This is a genomic window from Kineobactrum sediminis (assembly GCF_002868715.1).
Classification (GTDB): Bacteria; Pseudomonadota; Gammaproteobacteria; order Pseudomonadales; family Halieaceae; genus Kineobactrum; species Kineobactrum sediminis.
On sequence record NZ_PKLZ01000002.1, the window covers coordinates 60,206 to 80,951 of the forward strand.

Consider the following 20,746-nt stretch of genomic DNA (forward strand, 5'->3'; position numbering starts at 1 on the left):
CACTGCATACGGTGGAAAGCCAGGGAGGGCGAGTCGATGTCGATCAAGCACTGGGGGGTAGGTGAAGGCCCCCGGGATAAACTGTTGCAACTGGGTGTCCGGGCCCTGTCCGATGCCGAACTGCTGGCGATCATGCTACGTACTGGCCGCCGCGGCCATTCCGCCGTTGATGTTGCCCGGGAGTTATTGCTGCGTTTCGGAAGCCTGGCTGGGCTGCTGGCAGCCGTGCCTGAGGAGCTACTGGAATGCCCTGGGCTGGGTGCGGGCAAGTATGCCCAGTTGCAGGCCGCCCTCGAGCTGGCCAGGCGACACGCCCTCGAAGGTGCCCGTGCCGGCAGTTCCCTGTCCAGCCCGCAGCAGACACGTCACTTTCTGCAACATCACCTTGGTAGCCAGCACCGGGAAGTATTTACCTGCCTGTTCCTTGATAACCAGCACCGCATCCTGCGTTGCGAGGACCTGTTTTTTGGCACCCTCGACGGCGCTGCAGTGTATCCCAGGGAAGTGGCCGTACGGGCACTGCAATATCATGCTGCAGCAGTGATCCTTGCCCATAATCATCCCTCGGGCGTGGCCGAACCGAGCCAGGCGGATCGCCGGATTACCGAGCGCCTGCAGTCCGCTTTATCTTTACTGGATATTCGTGTGCTGGATCATGTTATTATCGGTCGCGGCCAAAGCTATTCGTTTGCCGAAAGCGGGCTCTTGTGAGCGCGCGCAGGTGGCTGGCCCGCCCCCTTTTTAGCTTGCGTAGCCCATGGTGTTCTGGTATAAAGTCGCGCTCCGCGCGGCCGGGGTACCATTCAGACCCATTTGGCCACATCGATTTTTACAATTCCCGTGGTAATGGGAGAGGCAATCATGGCAAGAGTATGTCAGGTCACCGGTAAGCGTCCGGTCACTGGAAACAATGTTTCACACGCAAAGAACCGCACCCGTCGCCGTTTTTTGCCAAACTTACATCACCACCGGTTCTGGGTTGAGTCCGAGAAGCGCTTTGTGACCCTGCGAGTTTCCGGCAAGGGCATGCGCATCATCGACAAGAAAGGCATCGAGCAGGTGTTGAGCGACATTCGCGCAAATGGCCTCAAGGTCTGATTGGCCTGAGCTGAAGGAGAATAGCGATGAGAGACAAGATCAGAATGATTTCGTCAGCCGGTACAGGGCACTTCTATACCACTGACAAGAACAAGCGCACCACCCCGGACAAACTGGAAATGAAGAAGTACGATCCGGTTGTTCGCAAGCATGTGATGTATAAGGAAGGCAAGATCAAGTAAGTGATCCCGCCTCTTCTCATGCATTCAAAATCCCGGCTTACGCCGGGTTTTTTTTGGCAGGTGCAGCGGTCGGCCATGCCGATGCGGGCAGTGCCTGTGGAACGCCATGCCTGAGTTGCCGGAAGTTGAAACCACGCGCCGCGGTGTTGAGCCCTGGAGTCTGGGCCAGCAGGTAGTCGCCGTGGATGTTCGCGAGCGTCGACTGCGCTGGCCGATTCCACTGGATCTGGCCCAGTGCCTGCAGGGTCAGTACATAGGGGCAGTAGAGCGGCGCGCCAAATACCTTCTTTTTCATACGGTGGCAGGCAGCCTGCTGGTGCATCTGGGTATGTCCGGGTCGCTTCGGGTGATTCGCGATGCCAGCCCGCCAATGCGCCACGACCATGTGGATATCCGTTTCGGCAGCGGCGATTGCCTGCGTTTTAACGACCCCCGTCGTTTTGGCTGTATGCTCTGGCTGCAACCGGGCGAGCAACATCCCCTGCTGCAGCACCTGGGACCCGAACCACTGTCGCCCGGCTTTTCCGGAGCCCTGTTGTACAGGCAGTCACGAGGCCGGCGGGCGCCGGTAAAAACCTTTCTCATGGACGGGCGTATCGTGGTGGGCGTGGGTAATATTTACGCGAACGAAGCTCTTTTCCTTGCCGGCATTCATCCCCAGCGACCTGCGGGACGCATTGCGCTGGCGCGCTATGAGGTGCTGGCCGGCCATGTCAGGCAAGTGCTGAGTTCGGCGATAACCCAGGGTGGGACGACTTTGCGGGATTTCGTCGGCGGTGACGGCAAGCCCGGCTATTTCGCCCAGCAATTGCTGGTGTACGGTCGCGGAGGGCAAGCCTGCAAGCGCTGCAGCAGGCCCTTGCGGGAGGCCAGGCTGGCGCAGCGGACGACGGTGTACTGCGTAGCCTGCCAGCGCTGAATACGTGCCCGGCGAACGAGGCCCGGTTCCTAGCGGCGGAACTTCTCTTCGAGGGCCCGGGCGACGGGTTCGGGTACAAAGGGCGTGATATCACCATTCAGTACCGCAATTTCCCGCACCAGGGAAGAAGAAATGTAGGACAAATGTTCGGAGGGAGTCAGAAACACACTCTCGAACTCGGGGTCCATGGCGCGATTCATGTTGGCCAGCTGGAACTCGTATTCAAAGTCGGCCACTGCCCGCAATCCGCGCAGTACACAGCGCGATCCCTGGCTTTGCGCAAAGTCGATCAGCAGATTGCTGAACCCCACCACTTCCACGTTAGGGAGATGCTGGAGCGACTGCTGGCAAAGACTGACGCGCTCCTCAAGGTTGAACATGGGGGTCTTTTTCTCGCTGTGGGCGATGGCAACAACAACTTTGCCGAAAAGGCGCGCCGCCCGTTCCGTCAGATCCACATGGCCATTGGTAATGGGATCGAAGGTGCCGGGATAAATTACCGTGTGTGTTCTCATGTCAGCGCTCAGGTACAGGGATCAAGCCGCGGATAGTAAACATTCGGTGTTTCCGGTGCAAATGGCCACTTCGGGTTAAGGGTGATAATGATACAGGCAATATCTTACTGCCCCGGCGGTCTTTTCCCGATACAGCTGCCACGGTTCCGGTGGCAGCTGGACAAGGTCGGACACGGCTGTTTCGATATAAACGGATGCCTTGTTGTTAAGCAGTTTGTTGCCATGCAGGGCTGCGCAGGCCGGCGGTACCAGGTCCTGGCCGAAAGGCGGGTCGATAAAGACGATATCGTAACGGTGCTCGGCGCGGGCAAGAAAATCAGCGGCAGTGCAATGATGACAGTGAGCCTGCTGGTCGGCGCCAAGGGTCTGCAGATGGCGCCTTATGTGCGCCAGATTATTTTGCTCGGAGTCAACGAAGTCACAGTAGGCGGCGCCCCGGGACAGAGCTTCAAGGCCCAGCGCGCCACTGCCGCTGAACAGGTCCAGGCAGCGTGCATCGCGAATAACCGGCGCCAACCAGTTAAAGAGCGTTTCCCGCACCCTGTCCGTGGTGGGGCGCAGGCCCTCTGTGGCGACAAAATCCAGCTTGCGGCTGCGCCAGCGGCCGCCGATAATTCTCAGTGTGCCTGGTCCCACCTGGGCATCCCGTTGCTGCGATGATCGCCTGCCCGTCATTTCTTCGCTCCGCCCAAGAGTGATAAGATACGGGAATCCGCAGAGATCCCCCTTGCGCACTCTAGCACGAGAGTTATGAAGTTTTTTAAACGAAAAAAGAACCAGACCGATCCGGCTGCAGACGCCCCTCGCGATTCTGAGACTCCCGCGGAAGCCCCGGAATCCCAGGCGTCGGCAGAGGATGTAGCCGATCTCCCCGTGCAGCCAGTCGAACCCGGCGATGGTGCCCCGCGAGCAGGGCACGCCATGCCCGCCGAGCGACCCAGGGCACCTGTCGCGCCGGGCGACAACAGCGCCGATACCAGCGAGAGCGGTTTTTTTGCGCGCCTGCGTCGCGGTCTTGGTCGCACGAGTGACACATTGGTGCACGGCCTGGGCAACCTGTTCCTGGGAAGTAAGGAAATTGACACCGAACTGCTGGAGGAGCTCGAGTCGCGGTTGCTGTTGGCGGATGTCGGCGTAGATGCAACCGTGGAGGTTATCGACAGCCTTACGCGGCGCATTTCCCGCAGGGAGCTCACTCGCCCCGAGGCCTTGGGTGACGCCCTGCAAGAGGAGCTGCTCGAGCTGCTCAAACCCTGCGAGAAGCCCCTGGACGTTACGGGTAAAAAGCCTTTTGTGATTCTCATGGTGGGCGTCAATGGTGTGGGCAAGACGACCACCATCGGCAAACTGGCGCGTCGCTACCAGGCTGAGGGTCGATCGGTAATGCTGGCAGCGGGGGATACGTTCCGCGCAGCGGCTGTGGAACAACTGCAGGTTTGGGGGGAGCGGCACGAGGTGCCGGTAATTGCCCAGCAAACCGGGGCGGACAGCGCATCGGTATTGTTCGACGCCTTACAGGCGGCAAAAGCACGCAATGTCGATGTCCTGATCGCGGATACTGCCGGTCGCTTGCATAACAAGGACCACTTGATGGACGAGCTGAAAAAGGTGGTTCGGGTGATGGCCAAGCTGGATCCGGAAGCTCCCCACGAGATCATGCTGGTACTGGACGCCGGCACCGGCCAGAATGCGCTTACCCAGGCCCGCCAGTTTCAGGAGGTAGTCGGTGTCACCGGTATCACCCTGACCAAGCTGGATGGCACCGCCAAGGGTGGGGTCATCTTTGCCATCGCCCGCAAGCTGGGATTACCCATACGCTTTATTGGTGTTGGCGAAACTGCGGAAGATCTGCGCCCCTTTGCGGCCGAGCCCTTCATTCGCGCCTTGTTTGCGGGTGACGACAGCCATAGCAAATGATTACTTTTGACCGGGTGAGCAAGCGCTACGCGGAGGGCCACGAAGCCCTGCGGGAGGTCAGCGTTGAACTGGGCCGGGACGAGCTGGTTTTTCTCACCGGCCATTCCGGCGCGGGTAAAAGCACGCTGTTGCGTCTCATCATGCTGATTGAGCGTCCCACCCGGGGCCAGATAATTATCGACGGTGAGAACCTGGCGAAAGTGAAGGCCCGGGGCATCCCCCGGCACCGACGCAATATTGGCGTTGTGTTCCAGAATCACCAGCTGCTGTTTGACCGGACCGTATTCGACAATGTGGCCCTGCCGCTGGTGATTGCCGGTTATGAGCACCGCGAAATTGGACGTCGGGTTCGCGCCGCCCTGGACAAGGTCGGCCTGCTGGCCCGGGAACGCGCCCTGCCCATCACCCTGTCCGGGGGTGAACAGCAGCGGGTCGGGATCGCCAGGGCAGTAGTGGCCAAACCCCGTATCCTGCTCGCCGACGAGCCCACGGGCAACCTCGATCCGGCACTCTCCGCGGAGATCATGCAGCTCTTCGAGGCCTTTAACCAGGTCGGGGTAACGGTGGTGATAGCCAGCCACGATCTGGCGTTGATTTCCCGCCTGCGCCACCGCATTTTAACCCTGCGCGAAGGCCGCCTGGTGAGTAGCGGCGGATGATATCCGGTCGCAATAAAAAGCACTCAGCAGCGGGTGTTCGCCGGGAGGGTGCCAGTGCCAGCGGCATCAGCCTGAGACAGCGCTATAACGGTTGGCTGGCCCACCACCGTCAGTCGGCTTCGGATAGTCTGGAGCGAATATTCAACGCCCCCGTATCCAGCGTGTTGACCTGGCTGGTGATTGGTATTGCCCTCGCTCTGCCGGCGGCGCTGGAGGTGGGATTGAGTAACGCCCGCCAGATCAGCGACGGCTGGAACAGTCCTGCGCAGTTGTCGCTGTTCATGAAGGATTCGGTAACCGCCGTGCAGACGGAAACCCTGCGCGAGGAATTACTGGCCCGACCGGATATCGCAGAGGTGATTCATATCTCCCGGGACGAGGCCCTCAGGGAATTCACCGCGCTTTCCGGCTTTGCTGACGTCCTGGATAGTCTTGAGCAAAACCCCCTGCCGAATCTCCTGTTGGTGACCCCCGTCAGCGGCGCGAACCAATCGATGACGCTGCATGCGGAGCTGGCCGCAGACCCCAGGGTTGCCGAGGCGGTGATGGACATGGCCTGGCTACAGCGGCTGAACAACCTGATGGAACTGGGGCAACGCCTGGTGCTGGCGTTGGGTGGAATCCTGGTGGCGGGCGTGGTGCTGATTCTCGGGAATACCATTCGCCTGGCCATTGAGAGCCGTCGCGAAGAGATTGTAATCGTCAAGCTGGTCGGGGGCAGCAATGCCTTTGTGCGCCGGCCCTTTTTATATACCGGCCTCTGGTATGGGGTGGGCGGCGGTTTTTTTGCGGCCCTTCTGGTAGCCACGGCACTCTGGTTCCTGGGTGCACCGGTGGCCGATCTGGCCCAGTCATACCAAAGCACCTTTCGCCTGGGCGGGCTGGGTATCATGGGCAGCTTGAACCTGGTGATACTGGGCGGGTTATTGGGTTTGACGGGCGCCTGGCTGGCGGTATCCCGCCATCTCGGCAGTATTGCCCCGCGCTAGTCCGCCTCCCTACATCCTGGCTCTAACCCACTGTTTTCCATGCGAAAAAATTTTACATCGGAGTTTAACCTGAACTTCCCACATGTTGGCACTCTAATAGGATGAGTGCTAAACTTGTCGGCATTGAACAGGGAGATTTTCACATGAGCACGATATTGCAACCGATTGACCAGCTGGTGCCCGGGGCCAATCTTGGTGCCTATGTGCAAGCCGTTGGCAGAATCCCTTTGCTTACTCCGGAACGGGAGCATGAGCTGGCGGAAGACCTGTATTACAACGACAACGTGGCTGCTGCGCGCGAACTGATCATGTCCCATTTGCGCTTTGTGGTGCACATTGCTCGCAGCTATTCAGGTTATGGCCTGGCCGAGGCGGACCTGATCCAGGAAGGCAACGTTGGCCTGATGAAGGCCGTCAAGCGCTTCAATCCCGAGAAGGGTGTACGCCTGGTGTCTTTCGCCGTGCACTGGATCAAGGCAGAGATGCATGAATTCATTCTCCGCAACTGGAGAATCGTCAAGATCGCCACTACCAAGGCCCAGCGCAAATTGTTCTTCAACCTGCGCAGCGCCAAGAAAAGCCTCGCCTGGTTGAGCCCGGAAGAGGCACAGGCGGTGGCCAGTGATCTCGGTGTGGATATTACCGAAGTCCAGCGGATGGAGGGGCGCCTGAGTAGCCGCGATGTCGCATTTGATTCGCCGCTGGACCAGGACGACGAAGACGCCTGGCAGGCACCGCAGTATTTTCTGGAAGATCAGCGCAGCGACCCGGCTACAGCGGTGGAATCCGACGACTGGCAGGAAAACAGTGAAGAGCAGCTTTACCTGGCACTGGCCGATCTCGATGAACGCAGCCGTGATATTCTTGCCCAACGCTGGCTGGCTGAAGAAAAAGCCACCCTGCACGAATTGGCGGCCAAGTACGCGGTTTCTGCTGAGCGCATCCGCCAGCTTGAGCAGAACGCAATGAAAAAATTGCGCGGGGCAATTGCTGCCTGATTTTCAGCGGCGGGGTGTTAAACTGTAGCACTTCCGGTATCAGGTCCAGATCATGGCACAATTCTTTATTTTCAGCGCCGCCTTGAGCGGCGTTCTCGCGGTCAGTTTCGGAGCGTTTGGTGCTCATGCACTGAAGAGCAGGCTGGACGACTATGCGATGGGCATATTCGAGACTGCGGTCCAGTATCACTTCTACCATACCCTGGCTCTGCTCGCGGTAGGCCTCCTCGCCGCAGGTTTTCCGGGTATCAATCTGCTGCGCAGCAGTGGCATTTTGTTCATCCTCGGGCTGGTGATTTTTTCAGGCAGCCTCTATCTCCTGAGTATTACAGGCATCCGTTGGCTCGGTGCCGTGACTCCCCTGGGCGGTCTCGCCTTTATAGCGGGCTGGGCCTGCCTCGGCGCCGCGAGCTGGAAGCTGGCAGTCTGAACCATGACCGACTCTGTACAGCAACGGCCAATTCGTAGCTACGTATTACGCATGGGGCGCCTGACACCAGGGCAGCAGCGCGCCTATGACGAGAACTGGTCGCACTTCGGGTTGTTGCACGGTGACGGCGCGCCGGACTTTGATGTGGTGTTTGGTCGTACCGCGCCACGAGTGCTGGAAATCGGCTTCGGGATGGGTGAGTCACTGGTAACCATGGCCGCAGCCGCGCCGGAAAAGGACTTTATCGGCATTGAAGTGCATCGTCCGGGGGTCGGCAAATTGCTGCACACCATGGCAGAGCGCGAGGTAGGAAACATTCGTGCCTACTGCCACGACGCGGTAGAGGTGCTGCGTGACTGCATTGCAGAGTCGTCACTGGACACCATACAGATATTCTTCCCCGATCCCTGGCACAAGAAGCGCCATAACAAGCGGCGCCTCATTCAGCCGGGCTTTACTGCCCAACTGGTACGCCATCTGAAACCCGGCGGGATACTGCACCTCGCGACCGATTGGGAAGATTACGCAGAGCAGATGCTGGAAGTGCTTTCCGCTACACCCAACCTGGTAAATACCGCGGGTGTGGACCAATACGCCCCGCGCCCGTCGCAGCGGCCGCTCACCAAGTTTGAGCTCCGTGGTGAGCGCCTGGGCCACGGGGTATGGGATCTGGTCTTTCAGCGCCCGACACGCAGCGCTGAAGACAACAACGCGTAGGCGCCGGCAAGTTTACTCGCCATTCGGTGATTGCCTGTCATATTTCTGTCACATTTCTGCCTTATAGTGCCGCGATAGACCAGTTGGTATCCATTCGTCCTCCACGCGGAGACTATTATGAAATTCAAGCAGCTTATTACTACACTAACCCTCGTTGCAGCGGGGTTCACCAGCATCCCGGGCATTGCGGAAGTTGATCCCGCGCTGCCCAAATATGAACGTGTCGGCGGAGTTTCCGGCAACCTGTCCAGCATTGGGTCCGACACCCTGAATAACCTGATGACTCTGTGGGCCGAAGAATTCAACAAGTTCTACCCGAACGTGAATGTGCAGATCCAGGGTGCGGGCTCATCCACCGCACCACCCGCACTGACTCAGGGCACTGCCATTCTGGCGCCCATGAGCCGGGCGATGCGCGATACTGAAATCCAGACATTTGAGGCCGCCCATGGCTACGCACCGTATGCGCTGCCGGTAGCCATTGATATGCTGGCGGTATACGTTAATAAAGACAATCCGATTGAAGGCCTGAGCCTGCCCGAGGTGGATGCCATTTTTTCCGCCACTCGTCGCTGCGGCTATCCCGAAGACATCGTCCGCTGGGGCCAGGTGGGCCTGACCGGCTCATGGGCCAACCGTGACTTTGCCCTGTATAGCCGCAACGCCGTCTCCGGCACCTACGGTTTCTTCAAGGATAACGCGCTGTGTGGCGGTGATTTCAAGGCCAGCATCAATGAGCAGCCTGGGTCATCCTCTGTGGTGCAGGGTGTTACCGAATCGATTAACGGTATCGGCTATTCCGGTATTGGCTATCGTACGTCAGGTGTGAAAGTCCTGCCCCTTGCCGTCGAACAGGGTGCTCCTTTTATTGAAGCCAAACGCGAAAACGCCGCCGACGGCAGCTATCCCCTGTCACGCTATCTGTATGTTTACATCAATAAGAATCCCAACCAGGAGCTGACTCCACTGGCACGGGAATTCGTGAAGATGTTGTACTCCAAAACGGGCCAGGAAATTGTGCATCGCGATGGTTTTGTGCCCCTGCCCAATGCTCTCGGCCAGCGGGTTATGGCTGATCTGGGCATTAATTGATCCACGTCCCCAAGGCTCCGCCGGCGTGCTGCGCGGTTATTCCACACATTAAAAAGAGAGGTTCGCCTCTCTTTTTAATGATTGTCACATAAATGGTATATTCCGGTTCCAGCACGAGGGTCCCGGCGTTGCCCTGGACCCCAAAAGGGGCGTCTCCATGAACGAAACCAGCTCAACGTCCGATCAGTCGTCGCCGCGATTGAAATCACTCTTGCCCGGCGTGGAAGCCCGCAAAAAACTGCGAAAGCGGCGTTTGTTCAAGGATAACGCCTCGCGCTGGGGGATCACTGTTGCAGGATTTGGGGTGGTGTTTGCCCTGGCTATGATCTTTGTTTACCTGTTTTATGAAGTGGCTCCTGTTCTGCGTGGCGCCACCATAACGCCGTTGTCCACTTACACCGCGCCAGTCGCTGATGATGCCGCCAATGCCCTTTATATCGAGCGTTACGAAGAGCTGGGCCTGCAGTACGGCAGTAGTGGGATGGTTACCTTTTTTGAGCTTGAAAGTGGCGCCTTACGAGCACAGATACCACTGGCGCTACCACTGGGTAGCCGGGTAAGCAGTTATGCAGCGGCCGGTCCCGGTACTCATATTACCGCCCACGGCCTTGATAACGGCCAGGTGCTTATAGCCAGGCATGACTACGATTTGTCTTTTCCCGAGGGCTCACGCTATATCACGCCAGAGCTCGAGTATCCCCTGGGTACCGATGCCTTTACTCTTGATGAACAGGGTCATTCGCTGGAACTGGTGGCAATAGCCAGCCGCACCCGCGGTCGCGAAGCAACTTTGTTGGCCGGTTACACCGATGACAAGCGACTGGTTCTGGCGAGCCTTTCCAGCCGTACCAACATGATGACCGGCGCTGTAGTCGTCAATACCGAGCTACATACCTTGCCACCGGTACCCGGTGAGCCGGTGAGGATGCTGCTGGACAAGGCGCTGCGCAGTCTGTTTGTTGTAGACAGTGCCGGTTGGGTGCATTACTACGACGTCAGCAATCCCGACAACGCGCAGCTGGTCCAGTCGGTTGATGCCGGCGAGGGCAGCCCGATAACGGCAGCCGAATTCCTGGTTGGCACGGTCTCGATCATTATGGGTACCCAGAACGGTGATTTGAGCCAGTGGTTTCTGGTGCGCGATGAGAGCAATAACTATAGCCTGACCCGCATCCGCGAATTTAACTCCCATGGCGCGGCCATTACCGCAATTGCCCCGGAGTACAATCGCAAGGGCTTTGTAGCCGGTGATGCCAGCGGCCAGCTCGGCGTGCACTATGGCACGTCCGCCCGAACCCTGTACCTGGACCAGTTTATTGACCAGCCTGTAGCGCAGGTCGCGATTTCGCCCCTGAACGGCCGCCTGCTGGTGCTGGGCGAGAACGGGCAATTGCATTCCGCTGATATCTGGAACGAGCATCCACAGCTGTCATTTTCAGCGCTGTGGAACAAGGTCTGGTACGAAGGTCGGGCGGATCCCGAGTATATCTGGCAATCCTCTTCCGGTAGCGACGAATTTGAATCCAAGTTCAGCCTGGTTCCGTTGTCTGTGGGTACTCTCAAGGCGGCGTTCTACGCCATGCTGTTTGCCATGCCACTCGCGATTATGGGGGCTATTTACACGGCTTATTTCATGACCCCGAAGTTGCGTGGGATTGTTAAGCCCAGCATTGAGATTATGGAAGCCCTGCCGACGGTTATCCTGGGGTTTTTGGCTGGCCTGTGGCTGGCACCCTTCGCCGAGGATCACCTGCCGGCGATATTCAGCATTGTTATTCTGCTTCCCATAATGATGCTGGTATTTGCGTTTATCTGGACCCGGCTACTGCCCGCCTCAATCCGGAACAGTGTCCCGGATGGCTGGGAGGCGGCTCTGCTGGTACCGGTTATTATCGGTTTTGTCTGGTTGAGCATTGTTCTCAGTCCCTTTATTGAGATCTGGTTTTTTGACGGCAGCATGCGTCAGTGGTTTACCAATATCGGTATTACCTACGATCAGCGTAACGCCCTTGTCGTGGGTATTGCCATGGGCTTCGCGGTGATCCCGACCATTTTCTCGATTGCGGAGGATGCGGTCTTTACCGTGCCCGGCCACCTCACCCAGGGTTCGCTGGCGCTGGGGGCTACCCGCTGGCAATCCGTTGTGGGGGTGGTTTTACCCACTGCCAGCCCGGGCATTTTCTCGGCAGTGATGATGGGCTTTGGCCGCGCTGTCGGTGAAACCATGATCGTATTGATGGCGACCGGTAACAGCCCGGTGGTGAATTTCAATATTTTCGAGGGGATGCGCACGCTCTCTGCCAATATAGCCGTGGAGCTGCCGGAGACGGCAGTGGGATCATCCCATTTCAGGGTACTGTTTCTGGCCGCCCTGGTATTGCTGGCCCTTACTTTTGTGGTCAATACCGTGGCTGAAATTATTCGGCAGCGGTTGCGCACCCGCTACAGCAGCCTGTGATAACCGGGTAGGGGACAGATAATGAGAGCATGGTTCAAGAGTGGTACCCCCTGGGTCTGGCTGAACGCCGGCGCCGTCGCGGTCTGCATGATCATGGTGGTGGGCCTGATCGGCCTGATCGCCGTTCGTGGATTCGGCCATTTCTGGCCGTCAAGCGTGGCAGAAGTGGAAATTGTGGATCGCGACGGTAGCCGGCGCCTGGTGCTGGGTGAACTGGTACGCTCCCAGACTGTGACTGCCGCCGTAGCCCGGGATGCGGGTAATTATGTGCCGGAGGACACCGCGCAAATTACCCGTTACCTGTTCAAGGAGGGTAATCGCGACCAGACTGGCAGGGATTTCGTCTGGCACACCGAAGTCGGGATGCAACCCTTCCGTTACCCCGATAACGCCTTTGTGATAGAACGCCGCGAATGGGGTAATTTTTACGGCTATCCGCTGCACCTGACGAGCGCCGGTGAAACCATACCCGCCACGGATGTGCGGTTCTGGAACACACTGCAGACGGCAACCGCGCGTAGCATCAAGCTGCACGACGAGATCGAGGCGATTGAACGCCGCCGTATTGGCCGTATCAATACCGATATGGAGAGACTGCGTCTCGACAAGCGTTCACTTGAGCTTCGCGAGGTGAGTGGCGCGGAACGAGTGATTGAGGAAACCCGTATTGCCGAGCGCAGCCGGGAACTGGAAATCGAGTACCAGGCGCTGCGGCAGGAGCTGGACCTGCTCTATAAAAGCACTTTTCGGGATACCCTGCGAATGCTGACGGATAGTGGCGACGAGGTGGATATTTCCCTGGCAATGGTGGTCAGGGTAACCGCGCCGAACACGTTGTCGGTTATTGACAAGGCTGGTGAATACCTCGTGCGCCTCTGGGAGTTCCTGACCCACGACCCCCGCGAGGCGAACACCGAGGGCGGGATTTTTCCGGCCATTTTCGGTACCGTGACGATGGTGTTCGTGATGTCAATCATGGTCACTCCGTTCGGTATCCTGGCCGCCATTTACCTGCGTGAATACGCGAAACAGAACCTGATGACCCGCATTATCAGGATCTCGGTATATAACCTCGCGGGGGTACCCTCTATTGTTTACGGCGTCTTTGGCCTTGGCTTCTTTGTGTACTTTCTGGGCGGCAGCATCGACCAGATGTTTTATGAAGCCAAATTGCCTGCACCGACCTTTGGTACGCCAGGCCTGTTCTGGGCATCACTGACCCTGGCACTGCTTACCCTGCCGATTGTCATAGTATCCACGGAGGAAGGGTTGGCACGGATCCCCAGTACCATCCGCCAGGGCAGCCTGGCGCTGGGGGCGACCAAGGCGGAAACCTTGTGGAAAGTGGTTGTGCCCCTGGCCACGCCGGCGATGATGACCGGCCTGATACTCGCTATTGCCCGTGCGGCGGGCGAGGTGGCTCCGCTGATGCTGGTGGGCGTGGTAAAGCTTGCGCCAACCCTGCCAGTGGACGGCATATTTCCGTATATTCACCTGGAACGGAAGATCATGCACCTGGGCTTTCATATTTACGATGTCGGGTTCCAGAGCCCCAATGTGGAAGCGGCCCGACCCCTGGTCTATGCCACGGCGTTGGTACTGGTGTTTTTGATTGTGGCCCTTAACCTGACCGCCATTTCCATACGCAACCGACTGCGTGAACGCTACCGCAGCGCTTCGGACTAGACAGGCACAGATATGACAACAGAGACAGACAGCATGAACACACAGGCAGGCGACGCCACTGAAGGCAAATTAACTACACCGTTTGCGGGCGGGCTGGCGGAAAACCGTGCGCATTCTGTGGATATGGCGGATGAAACCACCAAGATTGAGGTTCGCGATCTCGAGCTGTATTACGGCAACGACCGCACCTTGAAAAACATTAACCTGCTGATCCCCGAAAAGAAAGTTACGGCATTTATCGGCCCCTCCGGCTGCGGCAAGTCAACTCTGCTGCGCTGTTTCAACCGCATGAATGATCTTGTGGATACCTGCCGGATTACCGGCCAGATTATCCTGGATGGCAAGAATATATATGATCGTGATGTCGATGTGGCGGAATTGCGACGCAGTGTGGGCATGGTGTTCCAGAAGCCCAACCCTTTCCCGAAGTCCATTTATGAAAATGTCGCCTACGGCCTGCGCCTGCAGGGTGTGCATGGCAAGCGGGACCTGGACGAAGTCGTCGAGCGCTCGCTGCGCGCCGCCGCGCTGTGGGACGAGGTCAAGGATCGCCTGAACGATAATGCTTTTGGCATGTCCGGCGGGCAACAGCAGCGACTGGTGATTGCCCGGGCGATTGCCATTGAACCCGAAGTTATCCTGCTGGACGAGCCGGCCTCCGCACTGGACCCGATCTCCACGGCCAAGGTTGAGGAGCTGATCTATGAGCTCAAGGAGCAGTACACTATCGTGATCGTTACCCATAATATGCAGCAGGCGGCCAGGGTCTCGGACTATACTGCTTTCATGTACCTGGGTGACCTGGTGGAGTTTGACCATACCGAAGCCATTTTTACCAACCCTGCTTTGAAACAGACAGAAGACTATATTACCGGCCGTTACGGCTAAGGAGCGCTTCGTGGACAAGCTTCATTTCGACCAGCACATCTCTCGCCATTTCAATGAAGAGCTCGAGCTGATAAAGAGCCAGATGCTCACCATGGGCGGCAAGGTGGAAACCCAGCTCGATGATGCGGTAGCTGCGTTGCTGGATGCCGACAGTGGCCTGGCGCGGGATGTCGTTTTTCGGGAGGAGGAAATTGATGCCCTCGAGGTGCAGATTGACGAAGACTGCACTACCCTGATTGCCCGTCGCCAGCCAGCGGCCTCGGACCTGCGCATGGTAATGGCCGTAAGCAAGACCATCCGCGATCTCGAGCGTATTGGCGACGAATCGAAGAAAATTGCCAAAATGGCGATTATCCTGTCGGAAGAGGGCGACGCCCCCCGCGGCTACATCGAGGTCCGGCACATCGCCAGTGGGGTGCGTAAAATGCTCCACGATTCGCTGGATGCCTTTACCCGCTACGATTCCGACGCAGCCCTGAAAACGCTGAAGGCCGATGACCAGATCGACCTTGAATACAAATCAGCCCTGCGCGAGCTGATTACCTACATGATGGAAGACCCGCGCAGTATCTCGAGGGTGATGAACGTGCTTTGGGCACTGCGTTCCCTGGAACGAGTGGGGGATCATGCCAAGAACATCTGCGAACATACGGTTTACCTGGTGAAAGGCAAGGATATTCGTCACGGGAATACCGAGGCGCTGGATAGCTAGCGGCCTGTCCGATTTTTCCTCCCGCGACTGAGGTGTAAGCCCGACGGGTTTTTAGTCCGGGAGAAACTCCGCCACCACGGAATCCAGGAAACGCCGCCCGAGTGGGCTGGCGGTTAGCCGGTTGCCGCTAACGACCAGTAACTGGCGTTCGACCAGTGAATCCAGGGCCGGTTGCAGAGCACCGGCAGCCAGCCCGGTGCAGGCGCTGAATTGCTCCAGGGTAAAGCCCGCGTTCAGGCGCAGCGCGTTCATGGCAAATTCACCCGGCAGTTCTTCGGCCTGCAGCCAGCGCTGTTGTGCGCGGTAGTCATCGGCGCCGGCCTGCATATAGGCCTCCGGCTGGCGCCGCTTGGCATAGCGCATGATCCGCCCATCGGTAAAACTGACCTTGCCGTGCGCTCCCGCACCAATGCCCAGGTAGTCACCAAAAGACCAGTAGTTGAGATTGTGCCGGCACTCCTGCCCGGGTATCGCCCAGGCTGAAACCTCGTATTGACGCAGGCCACCGGCCAGTAGTTGTGCTTCTCCTGCATCCTGGATATCGGCGAGTTCATCCTCTACCGGCAGCAATGGCGGCCGCTTGTGAAACACGGTGTTGGGTTCGATCGTGAGCTGGTACCAGGAGAGGTGGCCGGTGTCGTACTCCATGGCAGTGGCCAGGTCCGCCAGTGCCAGGGCGGCATCCTGCTGTGGCAGGCCGTGCATGAGATCCAGGTTTATACGCTGGAAACCTGCATTGCGGGCCGCTGTTACGGCGCTGTGAGCCTGGTCGCTATCGTGTACGCGACCCAGTATCCGCAGTTGCGTGGCCTGGAACGACTGTATGCCAAGGGACAGGCGATTGATTCCCGCGGCGCGAAAGGCGGCAAATTTCCCCGCTTCGGCGCTGCCGGGGTTGGCCTCCATGGTCGCTTCCATGTGCGCTGCCAGCGGCAGCCGTGCCGCAATACCTTGCAGTAAGCGGGTAATGGCCCCGGCGCTGAACAGGCTGGGTGTGCCACCGCCGATAAAAAGCGTACTGATGCTACGCCCCTGGGCAAAGGCGATTTCCCGCTCCAGGTCCGCCAACAGGCAGTCGACATAGGCCTGCTCGGGCAGCTCAGTGAACTCGTGGGAGTTGAAATCGCAATAGGGACATTTGCGCTCGCACCAGGGGAGATGGACATACAGCCCCAGTGGCGGCAGTTGCAGCAGTGACATCAGGCTCCGCGCAGCGCTTGCGCCAGTTTCGCACAGGCAAGCGCGCGGTGGCTGACCCGGTTCTTGGTGACGCTGTCCAGCTCGGCGGCGCTGCAGTGGCTGGCCGGGACATAAAAAACCGGGTCATAGCCGAAGCCGCCGCTGCCGCTGGGTGCCTCCAGGATCCTGCCTTCCCAGCTGCCCTGGCAAATCAGGGGTGTCGGGTCCAGTGCGTGACGCATATAAACCAGTACGCACTGATAGCGGGCGCTGCGCTGTGCCTCGGGGACTCCCGCCAGCGCTGCCAGCAGTTTGGCGTTGTTGGCGGCATCGCCCTGGCCCGAATAACGCGCCGAATGAATTCCGGGCGCGCCCCTTAGATAGTCAACTTCCAGCCCGGAGTCGTCGGCAATCGCCGGTAAACTGGTGTGTTCTGCGGCGGCACGGGCCTTGAGTATGGCATTTTCCACAAAGGTGAGGCCGGTCTCGTCCACGTCGTCCACACCGAACTCGGACTGCACCCGCAGGGTCATCGCCAGCGGTTCCAGGATGCGCGCGAGCTCCGCCAGCTTGCCCTGGTTACCACTGGCGAGGACTACGGTCCGGTCATTGGGTTTGCCGGCCATCAATTGATGTAAAGCTGGTGCTTGAGTTCGAAGCGATAGGTTTCATCGCTACCCTCGGGCCGAAAGTCGACCTCAAAAAATCGCCACTCCTCGTTGATGAAGCGGAACTCGCTGATGTAGTAGATTGCTGGCCCTTCACGCACTTCCTGGAATTCGAGATCCTGTGCCTGTATCAGGTCACGGGTGCGCCCCTGAAGCTGCATGCTGCGGGGTTCGGTACCGGAGTCGGTGTGTTCCCGTACCGCAAGGTTGAGAATTGCCCGGTTCTTGCCCCGGGTAATGCCGTAGGTGCCGGCAACCTCCGGTGCGAGGAATGTGGTATTAACGACACTGTAATGCAGTTCGTAGGGCCCGAATCGCTCGGATTGCTGGGCGATTGAAGGCCCGGCGGCAAACAGCAGTATGAGGGTAAGGAAACAGGTATGGAATATTTTCATATCAGCGACTTATCAGGTAGATGGCGGTAACGGCAAACAGGTTGGGCATTGCGCTTGCCAGCAGGGGTTTGCGTTCGGTATTGCCGACCATATCGCGGGCGAGGATGCGAATACCGCGCTCCGCGCACAGGGTTTCGAAATCGGTTACGGTGCAGAAGTGGATGTTGGGCGTATCGTACCAGTTATGGGGCATGAAGCGGGATACCGGCATGCGTCCGCGGGTCCCGAGATAAAAGCGACAGCTCCAGTGCCCAAAATTGGGGAAAGTAACAATACCCTGGCGGCCAATCCGCAGCATTTCTTCCAGTACCTTGTCCGGGTAGTGCACCGCCTGCAGGGCGTGAGCCATTACCACGGTATCAAAGCTCTGGTCGGGAAAATTGTCGAGACCGGCATCCATATTCTGTTCGATGACATTAAGACCCCGGGCGACTGCCGCCGTGATCTCATTCGGGTCAATTTCCAGCCCGAGTCCGCGCACGCCTCGTTCCGTATACAGCCGCTGCAGGAATTCACCGTTACCGCAGCCGAGGTCGAGAACCTTCGAGTCGGGTTCAATCCAGCGCTGGATATGGGTCAGGTCAAGGCGCATCAGTGTGGCTCCCGTACCCGCTGCATATAAGCGGAAAATACATCGAGATAGCGACGGATTGGCATCAGGAAGGCGTCGTGGCCGCCGTCGGCGGCAATTTCTGCGTAGGTTACCGAGCGGTCGGCGGCGATCAAAGCATTGACAATCTCGCGTGAGCGCCCCGGCGAAAAGCGCCAGTCCGTGGAAAACGACAATACCAGAAAGCTGCATCGGGCCTCGCGAAAGGCGGCGACGGGGTCGTTGCCATACTCCCGGGCGAGGTCGAAGTAATCCAGTGCCTGGGTCATCAGGATATAGGTGTTGGCATCAAAGTTGTTGGAAAACCGGCTGCCCTGATGGCGCAGATAACTTTGTACCTGAAACTCGGCGCCGAGCTCGGTGCCGGGTTCCAGCGTGCCCGAGCGCAGGTCGCGGCCAAACTTGCTGGCCATGGCATCGTCGGAGAGATACGTAATATGGCCAACCATGCGTGCCAGGGCGAGGCCCTGTGCCGGCACCAGCCCCTTGCTGAGGTAGTGGCCGCCGGCAAAGTCGGGGTCGGATTGTATCGCCTGGCGTGCGATTTCGTTAAAGGCGATATTCTGGGCGCTGAGCTTGAGTGCCGAGGCAATGACCACGCAGTGCCGCAGTCGCTGGGGATACAACAGTGCCCAGCGCATGGCCTGCATGCCGCCGAGGCTGCCACCGATGACGGCGGCCCAGCAATCAATGCCAAGGTGATCGGCCAGCCGGGCCTGGCTGTGCACCCAGTCACGCACTCTCAGGGAGGGAAAATCAGGGCCCCAGGACTGGCCGGTTTCCGGGTTCACGCTGGCGGGCCCCGTGGAACCATGGCAACCACCCAGGTTATTGAGGCACACCACATGGAAGTGGTTGGTATCTATTGGCTTGCCAGGGCCCACGCACTCGTCCCACCATCCCGGTTTGCGATCCTCGGCACTGTGGTAGCCGGCGGCGTGATGGTTACCGCTGAGAGCATGACAAATCAACACGGCATTCGAACGATCGGCGTTGAGTTCACCGTAGGTCTCATAGACCAGTTCATATTCGGACAGGGTACGACCACAGGCCAGCAGCAGCGGTTCGCTGAACCGTGCCCGGCTGGGGGTGACCACACCTATACGGGAGGTATTCACGGGGTTGTTGTTCAGAGGCCGATCACCAGCGCCGGGTGCAGACCCGTCGCCGCTGCCATATTACGCAGGACAATCTGCAGGACATTGATCAGGATGAAGACCAGGATCGGCGAGAAATCGAGCCCCCCCATGTTCGGCAGCAGCCGGCGGAACGGTGCCATTACCGGTTCGGTAAGCTGAAACAGCAGCAGCAAGGCCGGATGTCGGCTCTGGGGCGCTACCCAGCTGAGGATGATCATTGCCAGCAGCGCAAAGAAATAGATATTGAGCAACAGCCCGGCGAGACCCAGTACGCCCCAACCCAACAGTCGGAACGGGTTGGGCAACCCCAGCCCGTTCAGCAGCAGCAGGACAACAATGGCCAGTACCTGTATCAATAGTGCCAGTAGCAGGGAGGCGGTATCAAGCCCCGCAATACTCGGGATAACCCGGCGCAGAGGCAACACCAGGGGGTTGGTAATCCTGGCCAGGAACTGGCTGATCGGGTTGTAGAAATCGGCGCGCACGGCCTGCAGCAAAAACCGCAGTAACACGGCGACCAAGGCCAGGTTCAGTGCGGTTTCGGCGAGATAACCAATGATTTCATTGAGTGCATTCATGCGTCGGGAGTCTCCTGTGGTGCGCCCATCTCTTCCGCCCGTTCCCTGGCTGCCGCCATGGCATGTGCCACCAGATCGCGCAGGCCCTCGTGCTCAAAGCACTGTACGGCCCGTTCGGTGGTACCGCCGGGGCTGGTTACCCGGCGGCGCAGTTCCCGCAGGTCAACATCGCTCTCCAGTGCCATCCGGGCGGCACCAAAAGCGGTTTGCCGGGTCATGGCAACGGCACAGTCGCGGGACAGTCCCATGGCGCAGGCAGCCTCTATCATGGCTTCCATGAACAGGAAAAAGTAGGCTGGACCGCTACCGGACAGCGCCGTAATGGCGTCCAGGTCGCTCTCCTGGGGGACCCACTGGATCAGCCCGACAGCGCCGAGAATGGCGCTCGCCAGCTTGCGCTGTTGTGGCCCTGCTTCCGGGCTTGCATAAAGTGCGGTGGCACCGGCTCCCACCAGGGACGGCGTGTTGGGCATGCAACGTACCAGTGGTGCACGATTGTCGAGCAGGGATTGCATGGTAGCGATGGTAGTGCCGGCGGCAATTGAAATAACCAGCGATCCACTGGCAGCCACCTGGGCGCTGATGCTGGCCAGGGCCGTTGCCATTATCTGGGGCTTGACTGCCATGACCACCACATCGGCTCCCGCGCAGGCGGCCGCATTATCCTGGTACACCTTGATGTCACCGAGTTGGCGCAGGCGCTCGAGATTTTCCCGGGCCGGGTCCGAGGCCCGTATACACGAGGCATCGTGGCCACCGGCAAGTAACCCGCCGATAATACTGGACGCCATGTTACCGGCGCCGATAAAGGTGATGATTGCAGTTTTCAAGGACAGCGTTTCCCGCAGTTGAGACGGTTAATTCAGGAGCTTAAGTATACACGCCGCAGCGCCGTAAAATCGACCGCCGACAATGCC

24 protein-coding genes are annotated in these 20,746 nt (G+C 58.8%); 15 read left to right on the plus strand and 9 right to left on the minus strand.

What is annotated here, in order from left to right:
• Positions 1 to 36 precede the first annotated feature (36 nt).
• From radC to mutM, 4 genes are all read left to right on the plus strand, one after another.
• Positions 37 to 711: a RadC family protein gene (gene radC / locus CWI75_RS03830; protein WP_101520177.1), complete on the plus strand. Its 675-nt coding sequence runs from the start codon at positions 37 to 39 to the stop codon at positions 709 to 711.
• Between the two features lie 150 nt (positions 712 to 861).
• Positions 862 to 1,098 carry a 50S ribosomal protein L28 gene (rpmB, locus tag CWI75_RS03835; RefSeq protein WP_101520178.1) on the plus strand — a complete coding sequence of 79 codons (237 nt, stop codon included), beginning with the start codon at positions 862 to 864 and terminating at the stop codon, positions 1,096 to 1,098.
• Positions 1,099 to 1,124: 26 nt separating this feature from the next.
• Positions 1,125 to 1,280, plus strand: a complete 156-nt coding sequence (rpmG, locus tag CWI75_RS03840) for a 50S ribosomal protein L33 (protein ID WP_027950179.1) — start codon at positions 1,125 to 1,127, stop codon at positions 1,278 to 1,280.
• Positions 1,281 to 1,386: 106 nt separating this feature from the next.
• Complete coding sequence (gene mutM / locus CWI75_RS03845; protein WP_101520179.1) at positions 1,387 to 2,199, plus strand: bifunctional DNA-formamidopyrimidine glycosylase/DNA-(apurinic or apyrimidinic site) lyase; 813 nt, start codon at positions 1,387 to 1,389, stop codon at positions 2,197 to 2,199.
• 29 nt (positions 2,200 to 2,228) lie between these two features.
• Here mutM and coaD read toward each other — a convergent pair whose 3' ends face one another.
• Both coaD and rsmD read right to left on the minus strand, forming a co-directional pair.
• Positions 2,229 to 2,714: a pantetheine-phosphate adenylyltransferase gene (coaD, locus tag CWI75_RS03850; protein WP_101520180.1), complete on the minus strand. Its 486-nt coding sequence runs from the start codon at positions 2,712 to 2,714 to the stop codon at positions 2,229 to 2,231.
• 75 nt (positions 2,715 to 2,789) lie between these two features.
• Complete coding sequence (gene rsmD / locus CWI75_RS03855) at positions 2,790 to 3,389, minus strand: 16S rRNA (guanine(966)-N(2))-methyltransferase RsmD (protein WP_175580192.1); 600 nt, start codon at positions 3,387 to 3,389, stop codon at positions 2,790 to 2,792.
• A 75-nt stretch (positions 3,390 to 3,464) separates the two neighbouring features.
• Between rsmD and ftsY the strand changes: the two genes are divergently transcribed.
• The 11 genes from ftsY to phoU all read left to right on the plus strand — a co-directional run bounded on the left by ftsY (position 3,465) and on the right by phoU (position 15,260).
• A complete protein-coding gene (ftsY, locus tag CWI75_RS03860) occupies positions 3,465 to 4,631 on the plus strand; it encodes a signal recognition particle-docking protein FtsY (protein WP_101520181.1) in 1,167 nt (388 codons plus the stop codon).
• A complete protein-coding gene (gene ftsE, locus CWI75_RS03865; protein WP_101520182.1) occupies positions 4,628 to 5,290 on the plus strand; it encodes a cell division ATP-binding protein FtsE in 663 nt (220 codons plus the stop codon). The genes ftsY and ftsE overlap by 4 nt, the downstream gene beginning before the upstream one ends.
• Positions 5,287 to 6,279, plus strand: coding sequence for a permease-like cell division protein FtsX (ftsX, locus tag CWI75_RS03870; RefSeq protein ID WP_146003544.1), 993 nt, complete (start codon positions 5,287 to 5,289; stop codon positions 6,277 to 6,279). The genes ftsE and ftsX overlap by 4 nt, the downstream gene beginning before the upstream one ends.
• A gap of 143 nt (positions 6,280 to 6,422) precedes the next feature.
• Positions 6,423 to 7,277 (plus strand): RNA polymerase sigma factor RpoH, encoded by an 855-nt coding sequence (gene rpoH / locus CWI75_RS03875; protein ID WP_101520449.1) that lies wholly within the window; start codon positions 6,423 to 6,425, stop codon positions 7,275 to 7,277.
• A gap of 52 nt (positions 7,278 to 7,329) precedes the next feature.
• A complete protein-coding gene (locus tag CWI75_RS03880) occupies positions 7,330 to 7,707 on the plus strand; it encodes a DUF423 domain-containing protein (protein ID WP_101520183.1) in 378 nt (125 codons plus the stop codon).
• Positions 7,708 to 7,710: 3 nt separating this feature from the next.
• Positions 7,711 to 8,424 (plus strand): tRNA (guanosine(46)-N7)-methyltransferase TrmB, encoded by a 714-nt coding sequence (gene trmB / locus CWI75_RS03885; RefSeq protein ID WP_101520184.1) that lies wholly within the window; start codon positions 7,711 to 7,713, stop codon positions 8,422 to 8,424.
• A 117-nt stretch (positions 8,425 to 8,541) separates the two neighbouring features.
• A complete protein-coding gene (locus CWI75_RS03890; RefSeq protein ID WP_101520185.1) occupies positions 8,542 to 9,516 on the plus strand; it encodes a PstS family phosphate ABC transporter substrate-binding protein in 975 nt (324 codons plus the stop codon).
• Between the two features lie 157 nt (positions 9,517 to 9,673).
• Entirely contained in the window at positions 9,674 to 11,974 is a 2,301-nt protein-coding gene (locus CWI75_RS03895) for an ABC transporter permease subunit (RefSeq protein WP_101520186.1), read from the plus strand.
• A 21-nt stretch (positions 11,975 to 11,995) separates the two neighbouring features.
• Complete coding sequence (pstA, locus tag CWI75_RS03900; protein WP_101520187.1) at positions 11,996 to 13,660, plus strand: phosphate ABC transporter permease PstA; 1,665 nt, start codon at positions 11,996 to 11,998, stop codon at positions 13,658 to 13,660.
• Between the two features lie 123 nt (positions 13,661 to 13,783).
• On the plus strand, positions 13,784 to 14,548 hold the full coding sequence (pstB, locus tag CWI75_RS03905) for a phosphate ABC transporter ATP-binding protein PstB (protein ID WP_241521086.1): 765 nt from the start codon (positions 13,784 to 13,786) through the stop codon (positions 14,546 to 14,548).
• A 10-nt stretch (positions 14,549 to 14,558) separates the two neighbouring features.
• Positions 14,559 to 15,260: a phosphate signaling complex protein PhoU gene (gene phoU / locus CWI75_RS03910; protein ID WP_101520188.1), complete on the plus strand. Its 702-nt coding sequence runs from the start codon at positions 14,559 to 14,561 to the stop codon at positions 15,258 to 15,260.
• Positions 15,261 to 15,311: 51 nt separating this feature from the next.
• Here the strand turns inward: phoU and hemW are convergent, their stop codons facing one another.
• The 7 genes from hemW to proC are packed head-to-tail and all read right to left on the minus strand — an operon-like array spanning position 15,312 to position 20,659.
• Positions 15,312 to 16,460: a radical SAM family heme chaperone HemW gene (gene hemW, locus CWI75_RS03915; protein WP_101520189.1), complete on the minus strand. Its 1,149-nt coding sequence runs from the start codon at positions 16,458 to 16,460 to the stop codon at positions 15,312 to 15,314.
• Entirely contained in the window at positions 16,460 to 17,065 is a 606-nt protein-coding gene (gene rdgB / locus CWI75_RS03920; protein ID WP_101520190.1) for an RdgB/HAM1 family non-canonical purine NTP pyrophosphatase, read from the minus strand. Before rdgB ends, hemW begins: the two co-directional genes overlap by 1 nt.
• Positions 17,065 to 17,502 (minus strand): DUF4426 domain-containing protein, encoded by a 438-nt coding sequence (locus CWI75_RS03925; RefSeq protein WP_101520191.1) that lies wholly within the window; start codon positions 17,500 to 17,502, stop codon positions 17,065 to 17,067. The genes rdgB and CWI75_RS03925 overlap by 1 nt, the downstream gene beginning before the upstream one ends.
• Position 17,503: 1 nt before the next feature.
• Positions 17,504 to 18,094 carry a methionine biosynthesis protein MetW gene (gene metW / locus CWI75_RS03930; protein ID WP_101520192.1) on the minus strand — a complete coding sequence of 197 codons (591 nt, stop codon included), beginning with the start codon at positions 18,092 to 18,094 and terminating at the stop codon, positions 17,504 to 17,506.
• Positions 18,094 to 19,230 (minus strand): homoserine O-succinyltransferase MetX, encoded by a 1,137-nt coding sequence (gene metX, locus CWI75_RS03935; RefSeq protein ID WP_241521073.1) that lies wholly within the window; start codon positions 19,228 to 19,230, stop codon positions 18,094 to 18,096. The genes metW and metX overlap by 1 nt, the downstream gene beginning before the upstream one ends.
• An 11-nt stretch (positions 19,231 to 19,241) precedes the next feature.
• Positions 19,242 to 19,829, minus strand: coding sequence for a YggT family protein (locus tag CWI75_RS03940; protein ID WP_101520194.1), 588 nt, complete (start codon positions 19,827 to 19,829; stop codon positions 19,242 to 19,244).
• Complete coding sequence (proC, locus tag CWI75_RS03945; protein WP_101520195.1) at positions 19,826 to 20,659, minus strand: pyrroline-5-carboxylate reductase; 834 nt, start codon at positions 20,657 to 20,659, stop codon at positions 19,826 to 19,828. The genes CWI75_RS03940 and proC overlap by 4 nt, the downstream gene beginning before the upstream one ends.
• Between the last annotated feature and the right edge of the window lie 87 nt (positions 20,660 to 20,746).